The organism is Mycobacterium sp. 1245805.9, from assembly GCF_001672915.1.
In the GTDB taxonomy this organism is placed as follows: Bacteria; Actinomycetota; Actinomycetes; order Mycobacteriales; family Mycobacteriaceae; genus Mycobacterium.
The window spans coordinates 51,985-65,515 of sequence record NZ_LZKR01000156.1; the positions used below are offsets into that span (position 1 = coordinate 51,985).

Here is a 13,531-nt window from a genome sequence, read left to right on the forward strand (position 1 = left end):
CCTTACAGCTTGAATCCGGCCTTTTGCGCTGCGGAGAGGTCCGTGATCTCGGCCCAGTGCGCGGCGACGTCCTGCACCGACGGCGGCTGGTCGAAGGTGACGCCCTCATTCTGGAACAGCGCGGTGCGCTGCACCTTGCCGCCACCGACGATGAAAACCGACCCGTTGTCGGCGCATTCCTCGGTGCACAGGTAGGCCATCACCGGCGCCACGAAATCCGGCGTGAGCTTCTCGAACACCTCGGGCGGCAGGATGTCCTGGGTCATCCTGGTCGCCGCGATCGGGGCGAGCGCGTTGGAGTGGATGTTGTACTTGGCCCCTTCCTGGGCCAGCGTGTTGATCAGGCCGACCAGGCCGAGCTTGGCCGCCCCATAGTTGGTCTGGCCGAAGTTGCCGAACAGCCCGCTGGTGGAGGTGGCGACGACGACGCGGCCGTAGCTCTGCTCGCGGAAGTGCGGCCAGGCGGCGCGAATGACGTTGTAGCCGCCGTACAGATGCACCTTGAGCACGGCGTCCCAGTTCTCGAACGTCATCTTGTGGAACGTGCCGTCGCGCAGGATCCCGGCGTTGCTCACCACACCGTGGATGGCGCCGAATTCGTCGAGCGCGGTCTTGATGATGTTCTCGGCGCCCTCGGGCTCGGCGACGCTGTCGTAGTTGGCGGCCGCCCGGCCCCCCGCCTCCTTGATCTCCTTGACCACCTCGTCGGCCATGTTGTGGCCGGCGCCGGTTCCGTCGCGGGCCCCGCCGAGGTCGTTGACGATGACGCTGGCGCCCTCCTTGGCGAGGGTCAGGGCATATTCACGCCCCAATCCGCCGCCGGCTCCGGTGACGACGATGACGCGATCCTGCACTCCTGGCATAAGGTTCCTCTCTGGTATGAAAAACTCGATCTAGCAAGTGATTTGGCGCCGATGACGGCGTCAGAACAGCCTCCGGGCCATCTTCATGGCACGCTCCGTGTACGGCGGGTAGATGAAGCTGGAAAGGTCGGGCCGGGTCGGCTTGGTCAGCACCGACTTGCGGTGGCTGAACTCCTCGAAGCCGTAGCGGCCGTGGTAGGCGCCCATGCCCGACGCGCCGACGCCGCCGAACGGCAGCTTGGCCGTCGACACCTGGAAGGCCAGGTGGTTGACCAGCATGCCGCCGGCGGGCACCTCCTTGATCACCCGCTCGCGGACGTCCTTCGCCTTGGTGAACAGGTAGGCGGACAACGGCTTTGGCCGCGAGTTGACGAAACGTATTGCCTCGTCCAGGGATTGGACCGTGATCACCGGCAGGATCGGCCCGAAGATCTCGTTCTGCATCAGCGGGCCGTCCGGGTCCGGGTCGACGACGACCGTCGGCTGGATCCGCAGCGTCGACGCGTCGCAGGCGCCCCCCTCGGTCACCTTGCCGTCGCCGTCCGAGAGGTAACCGCTGATCCGGTCGAACTGACGCTGGTTGACGATGCGAATTCCCTGCTGCTCCTTGGAGCGCATCTTCCTGATGGCCGCGCCGATCTTGTCGACGAGCTCGTCGCGGATCTTCGCGTCGGCCAACACGTAGTCGGGTGCGACGCAGGTCTGCCCGCCGTTGAGCAGCTTGATCCACGCGATCCGCTTGGCCGCGACGTCCACGTCGGCGTCGGCGGCCACGATCACCGGGCTCTTGCCGCCGAGCTCGAGCGTGCACGGTGTCAGGTGGCGGGCGGCCCCCTCGTAGACCTTGCGGCCGATCTCGGTGCCACCGGTGAACATCACGCGGTCCAGGCCCTGCGCGATGAGTTCCTGGCTCACCGCACCGTCGCCCTCCACGACCGCGATCGCCTCGCTGTCGAGGTAGCGCGGCACCAGCTCGGCCATCAACCGCGACGACGCGGCCGCGATTTCCGAGGGCTTGAGGATGACGGCGTTCCCCGCGGCGATCGCCCCGACCGCCGGACCCAGCGTCAGGTAGAACGGGTAATTCCAGGCGCCGATGATCAGCACGGTGCCGTAGGGCTCGTACTCGATCCAGCCGCGCCCGGGCCGCTGCGGCAGCTCCAGCCGTTCGTAGCGGCGGCGCGTCCACTTCCGCAGGTGCTTGGCCGCGTACTTCGCCTCAGCCGCGGTCGTCCCGATGTCGGCGATGAACGACTCGAATTTGTTGCGGTCCAGGTCCACGGCGAGGGCGGCGCTGATCGCCTCCTCGTTCTCCTCCATCAGCTTTTGCAGTTGCAGCAACTGCTGCCTGCGCCACTCGACGTCGCGGGTGCGCCCGGAGGCGAACGTCTTGCGGAGCCGGGCCACCGTCGCGGGGATGTCGACCGTCTGTGCTGGCGCGCCGTTCGTGGATTCCTTGGATTCCGACGCTTTCTGTGCAACCGATTCGGTGGTCATCATTGTCCTTCCCGAGCAGAGACGCCCGCTGCAGTGCGGGTGGCCGCTCGTCGGTGATAACCGCGATCCTAACCAAGCGGTTGGGAGCGCAGTAGGAAGGATCCGCCCCGACTGAGCGCGGCGCGCGGGGAAGCCGCTACAGCCGCTCGGCGATCACGAAGTCGGAGAACGCGTCCTTGTCGTCGGCCATCGGGACGTTCTCGATCAGGCGGCCTAGCCGGCGCATCGCGTCGATCGAGTGCTCGGCCGTCGCGCGCCAGCCGTGTTCGTTGAGCCACTCCGCGACATCCGCGCGGTGGTCGTCGCGGTACATCAGCTCCCCGACGTCGACGGTCTCCTCCAGGCCGATCTCGTCGGCCACCTTCCTGAAGCGTTCCCGCATCTGCTGGCGCCGCTCGTCGGCGTGGTTGGGTGCGGTTTCGGCCGAGACCCGGCTGCCGGCCGGGCTCAGCTCGCCGATCAGGGTGAAGAGCCGGTCCTGGGCCTCGGCGGGCAGGTACATCAGCAGCCCCTCCGCCAGCCACGCCGTGCGCTGCGTCGGGTCGAAGCCCGCGGCGCGCAGCGCGGCCGGCCAGTCCTGCCGCAGGTCGATGGCCACCTCGCGGCGATCCGCGGCGGGGGTGACGCCATTTTCGGCCAGGGTGGTGGATTTGTAGGCCAGCACCTCGGGCTGGTCGAGCTCATAGACCGTGGTGCCTGCCGGCCAGTCCAGCCGGTAGGCACGCGAGTCCAGACCCGACGCCAGGATGACGACCTGGCGGATGCCGGCGGCGACGGCGTCGGTGAAGTAGGTGTCGAAGAAGTGCGTCCGCACGGCTTGATAGCCGCGCATGTGGTGCAGGTGAGCCGCGGAATCCTCGTCGAGCGCCTCGACCTTGGCCGCGATCTCCGGGTCGAGCATCGCCTCCCACAAGACGCCGGCGCCGGCGTTGCTGACCAGCAGCCGCGCGTACGGGTCACGGATCAGCGGGTCGGGCCGTTCGGTTTCGACAGCCCGGGCGGCGGCGACCATGACCGCGGTGCTGCCGACGCTGGTCTTGATGTCCCAGGTGTCGTCGTGGGTGCGCAGTGAGCTCATCGCGTTGCTTACTCCTTAATCAGCTGTTCGATCCGCCGAGGCGCGCGCGCAGCAGCGTGCTGCGGACGGCCTCGTCGTCCAGGTCCTCGGGAACCGGGCGGCCCAATCGGGCCATCTCGTCGCGGTTGTTCACGGCGTCCACCTGCCAGCCGTGGTCGGTCAGCCAGGCAACGGGGTCCGTGCGGTCGGGCTCGTGGAAGGTCAGCGCCTGCACGTTGACGTCCAGGCCGAGCCGGTCGCGCATCCGCTGCCACCGGCCGGTGTTGCTGCGGGAGTTCAGGCCGAACACCTCGATGGCGACCTGGCTGCCGGGGGCGCTGAGCGCGTGGAACAATTCGAAGAGCCGGTCCTGGGCGTCGCTGGGCAGGTACGGCAGCAGGCCCTCGGCGAGCCAGGCGGTGGGTTGCGTGCGGTCGAAGCCGGCGGCCGTCAGGGCCGCGGGCCAGTCGTCGCGCAGATCCACCGGAACGGGCCGCCGGCTGGCGGTCGGCACCGCGCCGTGCTCCTCCAGGGTCCGGGTCTTGTACTCCAGCACCTTGGGCTGGTCGATCTCGTACACCGCGGTGCCCGACGGCCAGTCCAGCCGGTAGGCCCGCGAGTCCAGCCCGGCGGCCAGGATCACGACCTGCCGAATCCCGGCGTTGACCGCGTTGCCGAAGTAGTCGTCGAAGAAGTGGGTGCGCACGGCCTGGTAGTCGATGCCGAGCCGGTGCGCGCGTTGTCCCTGCGGATCGCCGTCGAGCCAGGCCAGCTCGGCGTCGGCCAGTCGGGCCCAGGCGTCACCGGCAGACGACACCAGCAGGCGGGCGAACTCGTCGCGGATCAGCGGGTCCGGCCCGGCCGTTGCCGCGGCGCGCGCCGCGGCCACACCCAGAGCGGTGGCGCCGACGAGTTCGGTGATGGCCCAGCTGTCACCGTCGGTCCGAAGGGAAGGCGGCAAGGAGGCGTCCACATCAGTCATGACCCAACCATGCTACCGAAGAAGTTAGTTAGCCTATGCGCTTTGTGCGCAACTTCACTGCGCCGGGCCGGTCAGCTCTCCGGCCGCCAGAGCGCGCCTTCCAACAGCCGGCGCAGCACGTCGCTGATCGCCAGAATCTCTTCGTAGCTGCGGATGTAGCCGGCGTAAAACCCGACGCCGCAGAGCACGACTATTAGGGTCTCGACCAAAGCGGACGCGTCGATATCGGGGGCGACCTCCCCGCGCTCGATTGCTTCGTTGACCGCCGATGCCAGAAATTCGCGGCTAATTTTGACCGAATCAATTTCTGCTCCGCTTATTTCCGGATGCCGTTGCGACTCGAGCACGGCGGCAATCAGAAATGCCGAGACGGCAGGATTGTCGGAGTTTGCCCGCACCGCCGCGGTGATGAACGCCGTGAGCCGCCCCGTCAGCGTGGTCTCGCTCTCCGCCTGCCGAATGCCCGCCCCGATCACGAGGGCGTTCGTCTGCTTGAGCACCTCGCGGTACAAGAGCCGTTTGGTGGAAAAGTAATGGTTGATCGCCGGTCGGGTCAGGTCGGCGCGGGCCGCGATGGCCTGGAACGTCGCGCCGTCGTAGCCACGCTCGCTGAACACCAGGCGAGCCGCCTGCATGATCCGCTGGCGGGTCTCGTCCGCCTTTGCGGCGGGCGGACGTCCCGGCCGGCGACTCGCCGTTTGCGACATTTCTAGAGTGTGCCACCGCCACGGTGGGGCATTAGCGCATTTGGCGGAATGCTGCCGAATTTTCCGGCCCGGTAGTCCTCTAGCGCCTCTATCAATTCGGCGCGCGTGTTCATCACGAAAGGCCCGTAGTGGAATACCGGCTCGCGAATCGGCTGACCGCCCAGCAGCAGCACATCGATCGCCTCCCGGTCGGCCCCCACGGTGATCCGGTCGCCGGGTCCGAGCACGACCAATTGCCCCGAGCGGATCGGGTGGCGCACGGGACCGACGTATCCACTGCCGGACAGCACGTAGGCCAGCGCATTGAAATCACGCCGCCACGGAATGTTGAGCCGGGCGCCGGTTTCGATCGTCGCGTGCGCCAGCGTGATCGGCGTGTGGGTGATCCCGGGGCCACGGTGCCCGTCGATCTCACCGGCGATGATGCGCACCAGGGCCCCGCCGTCGTCCGACGCCACCAACCCGGCGTCCCCGCCCTCAATGGCCTGATACCGGGGCGCAGCGAACTTGTCCCGCTTCGGCAGATTGACCCACAGCTGGACGCCGTGGAAGAAGCCGCCGCTTTCGACCAGCTCGGCGGGCGGTGTCTCGATGTGCAGGATCCCCGAACCCGCCGTCATCCATTGGGTCGCGCCGTCGGTGATCAGCCCGCCGCCGCCGTGCGAATCCTGGTGCGCGAACTTCCCGTCGATGATGTAGGTGACGGTTTCGAACCCGCGGTGCGGATGCCACTCGGTGCCCCTGGCCTCCCCCGGCTGGTACTCCACCTCGCCCATCTGGTCCATGTGCACGAACGGATCCAGGGCGGCGGTGCTGACCCCGGCGAACGCGCGGACCACCGGGAAGCCCTCGCCCTCGTAGCCGCGCGGCCCGGTGGTGATGGATCGAACCGGCCGTTCGGTCTCGGCGGGACCTGCGGCGCCGACGCGTGGCAGGGTCAGAGTGTCCGCGGTTACAGCGGGCATATCGTCCTCCTTAGGTTAGCCTGCCCATATAACCGGACCACAGTCCGATTATTCCCGTCTGCCTAAGATGACGTGGTGCCCGGGGAAGAACCGACGGATGACGAGCCCCAGCCGACGGACGCCCCCGTGGCCCCGGCCCGCGCCGCCGGCGGGCGCTTCGGGGCATCGATCCGCAAGTCGGGCTACCTGCAGAAGTGGCTGCTGCTGGGCGTCACGATCGGCGTCATCTCGGGCCTGGGGGCGGTCGTCTTCTACTTCGCGCTGAAGTACACCGAAGAGTTTCTGCTCGGCTACCTGGCCGGCTACCGCGTCCCGACGCCGGTCGGGGAGGGTGGCGACCACGGGTCGACGGGCTTTGGCCGGGCGTGGGCCATCCCGCTGGTGACGACGGGCGGCGCGTTGCTGTCCGCGCTGATCGTGGCGAAGCTGGCCCCGGAGGCGACCGGCCACGGCACGGACGAAGCCATCCAGGCCGCGCACGGCGATCCGCGCGCCATCCGCTTCCGCGCCGTGCTGGTGAAGATGGCGGCCAGCGCGCTGACCATCGGCTCGGGCGGTTCGGCCGGCCGCGAGGGGCCGACGGCACAAATCTCGGCGGGCTTCTCCTCATTGCTCGCCCGGCGGCTGAACCTGTCCGACGAGGACGGCCGGACGGCGGTGGCGCTGGGCATCGGCGCCGGCATCGGAGCGATCTTCGCCGCGCCCCTGGGCGGGGCGGTGCTGGCCGCGTCGATCCCCTACCGCGACGACTTCGACTACCGCTTCCTGCTGCCCGGCTTCATCACCTCGGGCACGGCCTACGCGGTGCTCGGGGCATTCCTGGGCTTCGACCCGCTGTTCGGCTACATCGACGCCGAGTACCGCTTCGAGAAGGCGTGGCCGCTGCTGTGGTTCGTGGTGATCGGTCTGGTCGCGGCCGCGGTCGGCTACCTGTACGCCCGCACCTTCCATACCACCGTGCGGCTCACCCAGCGGCTGCCCGGCGGCGCGGTGCTCAAACCGGCGCTGGGCGGACTGCTCGTCGGGCTGCTGGGACTGCTGCTCCCGCAGATCCTGAGCAGCGGCTACGGCTGGGCCCAGCTGGCGGCCGACCGCACCTCGCTGATGGCGATCCCGTTGTGGATCGTCATCGTCCTGCCCATCGCCAAGATCATCGCCACGTCGCTGTCGATCGGTACCGGCGGATCCGGCGGGCTGTTCGGCCCGGGGATCGTCGTCGGCGCGTTCGTCGGGGCCGCCGTCTGGCGGCTGGGCGAGCTGTCCGGGCTGCCCGGGGTGCCGCACGAGCCCGGCATCTTCGTCGTGGTCGGGATGATGGCCTGCTTCGGCAGCGTCGCGCGGGCACCGCTGGCGATCATGATCATGGTCGCCGAGATGACCGGCTCGTTTTCGGTGGTGCCGGGCGCGATCCTCGCCGTCGGGATAGCGGCGTTGTTGCTGTCGCGCAGCAACGTCACCATCTACGAGGCGCAGCGGCTGAACCGGGAAACCGCCGAGGCCGAGCGCGCGAACCGATAGCTAGGACTTGCGACGGGCCGTGCTCGCCGCATCCTTTTCGGTGCTCTTGCCCTCGTGGGCCAGCTTTCCTCCGGCGCTTTCCAGATGCGCCCGGACAAACCATTGGAACTTCTCCAGGTGTCCCGCCTGCCCGATCAACAAATCCTGGGTCACCGGGTCGAGTTCGTCCGTCTCGTCGATGGATTGGCGGATGTCCTCGATGACGCCGTTGTAGACCAGGTCCAACGCGGCCAGATGCGCCTGGACCGTGTCGCGGCCGACGGAATAGTCGTCCCACGAGCGATCCCTGATGATCGCGCCCGGCGTGCCCTGCGGCGAAGCCCCAAGCGCCGCAATGCGTTCGGCGACGTCGTCGGCGAACTTGCGCACCGCGTCCACCTGGGGATCAACCATCTCGTGCACGCCAATGAAGTTCGGCCCCACCACGTTCCAGTGGATGTGCTTGAGCGTGAGATGCAGATCGTTGTAGGTGCTCAGTTGCTTTTGCAGCATCTCGGTGAGTCGCGCCGCCTGTTTGTCGGTCAATCCCGGAATAGTGAACTGAGTCATTGCTTTTTCTAGCTTCCTTCCCTGCGGTTCGCACACGGTACTTGCCCAGTTGGGTACCCGATGACCCCTCTGGAAAACAACCGCGGGTCAGAGCGTGTGGATTTGCTGCACCGGCAGCCGGGCACCGCGCCGCGGTTCGTATGCCAGCCCGCTGGCCTCGAGCAAGCGAACCACCCGGTGGCGGTGCGGGCGCATCGGTTCGAGCAGCTCGAGCATCACGGCGTCGTCGACGGGGCGGCCCAGCAGCGTCCAGCCGATCATCTTCGGGATGTGGTAGTCGCCCACCGACACGGCGTCGGCGTCACCCAATGCGCGCTGCGCGGTTTCGGCCGCGGTCCACTCACCCACTCCCGGGAGCGACGTCAACGCCCGCCGGACCTGCTCCGCCGGGCGCGACACCAGCCGCTCGAGCGAGTCCGCCCGCCGCGCACAACTCACCACGGCCTGCGCCCGCCTCGGGTCGACGTTGGCGCGATGAAACTCCCACGACGGGATGTGCCGCCACGCCTCGGCCGACGGCGGCACCCGCATCCCGGCCGGCGCCGGCCCGGGCGCGGGCGTCCCGTGCTTGGAGACCAGGACGCGCCAGGACCGGAACGCGTCGGCGCCGGGCACCCGCTGCTCGATGATCGCCGGGATCAGGGCCTCCAGCACCCGCCCGGTGCGGCCCAGTCGCAGATGCGGCACGCGTTGGTGGGCGGCGGCAACGACGGGGTCGCGCGGCTCGAAGTCCGACGCGTCGTCGTCGGCGCCCAGCATGGCGGGCAGCATCTCGATGAACTCCGGCGCACCGGCGCCCCAGGCCTCGCAATGGGCCGCGTTGGCAGCGGCGCGGCTGATCCGCGCCGTGACGGGCCCACTGGGCAGCAGGCTGGTTCGCCAGATGGTGCCGTCACCGGGCAACCGAAAGCAAGGGTCGCGCGGACCGCGGCGCAGGGGCGCCAGGGTGTGCCCGAAGCTGGCCGCCCCGGGGAATGTGACCGTGCGCGCGCTCTTCACCGATAACCCTTCGGACCGCCCTGATTGACCGCCAACTGTGCCCCAAGACAATATTGCGATGTGATGACGCCTTTCGACGGCCCGCACACCGAACTCGCGTGGATGTTCCTGCAGAGCCTCAGCGAGGGCGGCGATTTGGACGAGGGCTTTTCGCTGCTGAGCGACGACTTCACCTATTGGAGCCTGTACACCCGGGTCTCTTTCGACAAGGCGACCCTGCGGCAAGCGATCGACTGGCGCAAACGGACGCTGGAAATCACCGTCGATCTCGTCCGGTGTGTGAGCGAGGGCGACACCGTGGTCGTGGAGGCCATCGCATCCGGCACCACCACCGACGGCGTCGACTACAGAAGCCCGTTCGCCTGCATCTTCGAGATGCGCGACGGACTGATCGTCTCGATGCGGGAGTACAGCGACACCCGCGCTGCGGCGCAGGCGCTGCCCACATCCACCTTCTGAGCGCCTACTGCGCCAGGACGCTGATCTCCGCCTTGGTCGGGTAGAAGGCGACGTGCCCCGCGATCTCCGCGACGGCGGGGTAGGGCTCCTCGTACGTCCAGATCACGTCGTCGACGGTCTCGCCGGCCGAGGTGGTCACGCTGTAGTAGCTGGCGTCGCCCTTGAACGGGCAATGGGTGCTGGTGTCGGTGCGGGTGAGCCGGTCGGAGACCACGTCGCTCATCGGAATATATTGCACCGCAGGCAAACTCGCCTCGCGTAGCTCGAGCGCCGCGGTGGTGTCGGCGACCAACTCGCCCTTGACGCGGACCTGCACCCGGCCCCTCGTCGGCTCGATGGTGATCGGATGCCCGGCGCTCGGTTCTTTGATTTCCGGGTGGGTCATGGGTTCCTCCTCAGACGCGGATAGCCTGTGCAACACCAGCCCCCATGCAACCCTTCCCGATCAGGCCGGCCCGAATGCGTAGCGGTGGTATTGCGCCATCTTGGCAAAGGCCTCCACTAGCGACATTGCCTTCCCCATCACCCGCGCGGAGATCGGGAGTTGCGCGAAGGTGTAGGACTCGAACCACCGTTCCCAGGCCACGAGCCGCACACCCGGCACCGCGTCGACGATATCGTCGGGCCCGTTGATCGCCCAGGACAGCGTGGATCCCGAACGGCGCACGACGCTATTGAGCCACTGCGACTTGATCCCGAGCCAGTTGAATGCGTCGAACTGCAGCTCGCCTGAGCCGAAGTGGTCGACCATGCGGCGCAGCAGCCCGATGCCGTCCTGCTCGGTGAGATACATGGTCAGCCCCTCGCCGATCATCAGCGCGGGACGGTCCGCGGGAATGTCCCCGAGCCAGGCCGGGTCGGTGACGGAGGCGGCGATGACCCGGTAGTGGTCGCGCGCGGGGTAGAGGTGCGCGCGCAGCGCAGCGACGTCGGGGTAGTCGACGTCATACCACTCGACGCCTGGGCCTGGCCGCACCCGGAGGCATCGGCTGTCGAGTCCGCAGCCCAGGTGCAGCACGACAGCCCGCGGGTGTGCGGCGAGAAATTGGCGCACCCAGGTATCGAAGTGCGCGGACCGGGTGGTGACCGACGGCGCCCTGCTCGGCGTGATGGCGGTCTTTTTCCAGTCGTAGTCGATGCGTTGGACGATCTCCTTCGCGTACCGATCGCCCAGGATCGGCGAGTCGAAGTCGGCGTCCAGCGCCTTGGCGTACAGCGTCGCCAGCATCGTCTGGGGCGCCCCGCTGAGGTCGACGCTTATCCTTTCGGCAGTCACGCCGCCCGAGGCTAGTCGCGAGGCGACCGCCTCAGTCATGTTGAACGCCCAGCGGCGCGGCGTTCAGCTCCGAGTCGCGCTCTTGCCCGTGGCGCCTTTCAGCTCCGCCCAGAATCGGGCCGCCTCGCGGATGGATTCCTCCACCGGGCGTGGCTGCCAACCCAATTCGCGCATCGCCTTGCCGCTGTCGACGGGGGCTTCGGCGCGCATCATCCGCACCGACTTGAGGCTGAGTTCGGAGTCCTTGCCGGTGAGCCGCGCCCTCAGGCTGCCGAACGCGCCCAGGGCGTAGAGCACCGGAACAGAAATCGAGCGTCGCGGCGGCGGCACCCCCGCCTCGTCGGCCGCGATGCGCACGACATCGTTCAGCGCGAACATCCGCTCGGAGACCAGGTATCGCTCCCCGATGCGGCCGCGCTCGGCGGCCAGGATCATGGCCCGGGCGGCGTCGTCGACGCCGACGACCTCCAGCTCGATGCCGTTCATCAGGAAGGGCAGCTTCCCGAACACTGCGCCGGCGATGAAGGCGCCGTGCGGGGTACCGCCCCAGTCGCCGCTGCCGTACGTCGTCGAGACGCACATCGCGACGGCGGGCAGCCCGGCTTCGGCCACGTAGCGCATCACCAAATCCTCGGCCTGGACCCGGGATTGGACATAGGGGGTCAGCCCGCGCGGGTCGATGACGTCCTGTTCGGTCGCCACGTGCCCGTGTCGTCGGCCCACCGTCGCGTACGTGCTGGTGAAGACGAACCTGCGCAGGCCGGGCTCTTTGACGGCGACGTCGAGAACGTTGCGCAGGCCTTCGACGTTGGTGCGAAACAACGGCGACGGGTCACGCAGCCAGGCGCGGGTGTCGACGACGCAGTAGTAGACGTCGTCGACGCCGTCCATCGCCTCGCGCACCGTGTCGGTGTCGAAGACGTCGCCCTCAAAGCGGGTGACCTGCAGGTCGTCGATGCTGCGGGTGTTGGCTTTCGGGCGCACCATGACCCGCACGTCGGCGCCGTCGGCGACGAGTTGGCGGGTCACATGCGAACCCAGAAAGCCGTTGGCGCCGATGACGAGCTTGGGTTTGGCGCTCACTGTTGCCCACCGTTCTGTTGCATCCAACGCGCGGCGTCGTCGTCGAGGGTGCCCAGCTGCTGCGCCTTGCGACACCACTTCAGCCCTGCCCGCAGGAAGCGCAGCGGGTTGTAGATGTCTTCTTCGCGACTCCACAGGCCGTCGCCGGCATACGTGATGATCGTGATGTTGGTGGCGCTGATGACGCTGCCGTCGCCGGGGTCGCGCATCGGGTTGTCGAGTTCGAGGATGACCCGACCGGTGGGCGGGTCGACGACCGACCACAGCGTGGGGAACGCGACCATGTGGCTGCCGGGGAAGGTGGTCATCGTCTGCTTGATCCACTCGCGCACCTCGTCGCGGCCGCGCATGGTGCCCGCCGCGTGCTCGATGTACTCGACGTCCGGCGTGTACTGCTCGACCCAGGCGTCCCAGTCCCGGGTTTCGGCGGCCCGGGCGACCGTTTCCTCGAATTTCTCGAAGGCGGCGGCGAGTTCGCCGTGTGAGAACGTGGCGGTAGTCATGCCAAAACTAGAACACGTTCTATTGACGTTTGTCGAGCATTGCTCGCCGGCGCCACGCGCCCGCCCGGCCGCTTGAGCGAGCGTGAAACTGTCGCGAGTTTCCGCGGGGAATTTCGCAACAGCTTCACCCTCGGCGATCCCATGCCGCCAGTACCCGCCAGATGATGCTGCCCTGTGTGTCCTCGGCGGTGACCCTGATATCGATCCAGCCCAACGCGGTGACGGCCTCGACGCGTCGGATGTCCTTGTTGAATCGCCGCCGGTCGGTGCGGTGCTGGTCGCCCTCGTAGTCGAGGGCGATCTTGAGTTCCCGCCATCCCATGTCGAGGACCGCGACGAGCTGGCCATACGCGTCGTAAACCGGTATCTGGGTCTCCGGCGGTGGAAAACCCGCTCGGATGAGCAGCAGACGCAGCCACGTCTCGCGCGGCGACTCGGCGCCCGGATCGACGAGACCCAACGCGAGACGGGCGTTTCGGACGCCGCGGCGACCTGGGTATCGCTCGGCAAGCAGCTCGACGGCGGCCACTTTGAGCCGCGTCGCTCGGGCGAGGGCATCGATCAGGGCGACCGCCTCGTCGACCGGGTTGCGGCATGCCAGGTCGAAGGCGGTGCGCGCCGGCGTGGTCACCAGCATCCCGTCCACGACCGTTACCTCGTCGTCGGGCACCAGCGCAGACCATGTGCGGATTGCGGTCGGCGCGTGGCGATTCTCGTACAGGATTTCGGCCGGGGCTCGGTTGTCGACCCACTGTGCGCCGTGCACCGCCGACGCGGAGCGTCCGGCCACGACGGCGCGCCGGCGCGACCACAACCACGCCGCTCTGGCGCGCACCACCGCGGTGATCTCCGTACCGCTTTGGATATACACGTCGCGGTGGATCGCCTTGAATCGGGTGCGCAGTGCGTAGGGCGTCACACGGCCGGACGCGACGGCCTCGCTGCCGATGAATGGCTCTTCCACGCGCCGAAGTCTGCCCCGCGCGACCGACACCCTTGCCCGAGCGTGAAGTGGTTGCGAATTTCCCGCCGGTTTTTGGCAACAGTTTCACGTTCGGCGGACAACGCCTCGC

The 13,531-nt window shown here is 68.1% G+C and carries 15 protein-coding genes; 2 read left to right on the forward strand and 13 right to left on the reverse strand.

Annotated features, from left to right (window positions below):
• Positions 1-2: 2 nt before the first annotated feature.
• From A9X00_RS21005 to A9X00_RS21030, 6 genes are all read right to left on the reverse strand, one after another.
• On the reverse strand, positions 3-863 hold the full coding sequence (locus A9X00_RS21005) for an SDR family oxidoreductase (RefSeq protein ID WP_067157878.1): 861 nt from the start codon (positions 861-863) through the stop codon (positions 3-5).
• Positions 864-923: 60 nt separating this feature from the next.
• Positions 924-2,363, reverse strand: a complete 1,440-nt coding sequence (locus A9X00_RS21010) for an aldehyde dehydrogenase family protein (RefSeq protein WP_067157880.1) — start codon at positions 2,361-2,363, stop codon at positions 924-926.
• A gap of 133 nt (positions 2,364-2,496) precedes the next feature.
• A complete protein-coding gene (locus A9X00_RS21015; RefSeq protein ID WP_197515224.1) occupies positions 2,497-3,429 on the reverse strand; it encodes a class I SAM-dependent methyltransferase in 933 nt (310 codons plus the stop codon).
• A gap of 28 nt (positions 3,430-3,457) precedes the next feature.
• Complete coding sequence (locus tag A9X00_RS21020) at positions 3,458-4,399, reverse strand: class I SAM-dependent methyltransferase (protein WP_067157886.1); 942 nt, start codon at positions 4,397-4,399, stop codon at positions 3,458-3,460.
• A gap of 71 nt (positions 4,400-4,470) precedes the next feature.
• Positions 4,471-5,106 carry a TetR/AcrR family transcriptional regulator gene (locus A9X00_RS21025; RefSeq protein WP_067157889.1) on the reverse strand — a complete coding sequence of 212 codons (636 nt, stop codon included), beginning with the start codon at positions 5,104-5,106 and terminating at the stop codon, positions 4,471-4,473.
• Positions 5,107-5,108: 2 nt separating this feature from the next.
• On the reverse strand, positions 5,109-6,071 hold the full coding sequence (locus tag A9X00_RS21030) for a pirin family protein (protein ID WP_067157892.1): 963 nt from the start codon (positions 6,069-6,071) through the stop codon (positions 5,109-5,111).
• A gap of 126 nt (positions 6,072-6,197) precedes the next feature.
• Between A9X00_RS21030 and A9X00_RS21035 the strand changes: the two genes are divergently transcribed.
• Positions 6,198-7,589 carry a chloride channel protein gene (locus A9X00_RS21035; RefSeq protein WP_067158091.1) on the forward strand — a complete coding sequence of 464 codons (1,392 nt, stop codon included), beginning with the start codon at positions 6,198-6,200 and terminating at the stop codon, positions 7,587-7,589.
• Here the strand turns inward: A9X00_RS21035 and A9X00_RS21040 are convergent, their stop codons facing one another.
• Positions 7,590-8,138: a Dps family protein gene (locus A9X00_RS21040; RefSeq protein ID WP_067157895.1), complete on the reverse strand. Its 549-nt coding sequence runs from the start codon at positions 8,136-8,138 to the stop codon at positions 7,590-7,592.
• An 87-nt stretch (positions 8,139-8,225) separates the two neighbouring features.
• Positions 8,226-9,137, reverse strand: coding sequence for a DNA-3-methyladenine glycosylase (locus A9X00_RS21045; protein ID WP_067157898.1), 912 nt, complete (start codon positions 9,135-9,137; stop codon positions 8,226-8,228).
• A 60-nt stretch (positions 9,138-9,197) separates the two neighbouring features.
• Here A9X00_RS21045 and A9X00_RS21050 point away from each other — a divergent pair, with 60 nt between their 5' ends.
• Positions 9,198-9,596 (forward strand): nuclear transport factor 2 family protein, encoded by a 399-nt coding sequence (locus A9X00_RS21050; RefSeq protein ID WP_067157901.1) that lies wholly within the window; start codon positions 9,198-9,200, stop codon positions 9,594-9,596.
• A 4-nt stretch (positions 9,597-9,600) separates the two neighbouring features.
• Here A9X00_RS21050 and A9X00_RS21055 read toward each other — a convergent pair whose 3' ends face one another.
• From A9X00_RS21055 to A9X00_RS21075, 5 genes are all read right to left on the reverse strand, one after another.
• Complete coding sequence (locus A9X00_RS21055) at positions 9,601-9,981, reverse strand: DUF427 domain-containing protein (RefSeq protein WP_067157903.1); 381 nt, start codon at positions 9,979-9,981, stop codon at positions 9,601-9,603.
• Between the two features lie 60 nt (positions 9,982-10,041).
• Positions 10,042-10,857 carry a class I SAM-dependent methyltransferase gene (locus tag A9X00_RS21060; protein ID WP_067158095.1) on the reverse strand — a complete coding sequence of 272 codons (816 nt, stop codon included), beginning with the start codon at positions 10,855-10,857 and terminating at the stop codon, positions 10,042-10,044.
• A 78-nt stretch (positions 10,858-10,935) separates the two neighbouring features.
• Complete coding sequence (locus A9X00_RS21065) at positions 10,936-11,955, reverse strand: NAD-dependent epimerase/dehydratase family protein (protein WP_067157906.1); 1,020 nt, start codon at positions 11,953-11,955, stop codon at positions 10,936-10,938.
• Complete coding sequence (locus A9X00_RS21070) at positions 11,952-12,458, reverse strand: nuclear transport factor 2 family protein (protein ID WP_067157909.1); 507 nt, start codon at positions 12,456-12,458, stop codon at positions 11,952-11,954. The genes A9X00_RS21065 and A9X00_RS21070 overlap by 4 nt, the downstream gene beginning before the upstream one ends.
• A 124-nt stretch (positions 12,459-12,582) precedes the next feature.
• Positions 12,583-13,422 (reverse strand): hypothetical protein, encoded by an 840-nt coding sequence (locus A9X00_RS21075; protein ID WP_067157912.1) that lies wholly within the window; start codon positions 13,420-13,422, stop codon positions 12,583-12,585.
• Positions 13,423-13,531 lie beyond the last annotated feature (109 nt).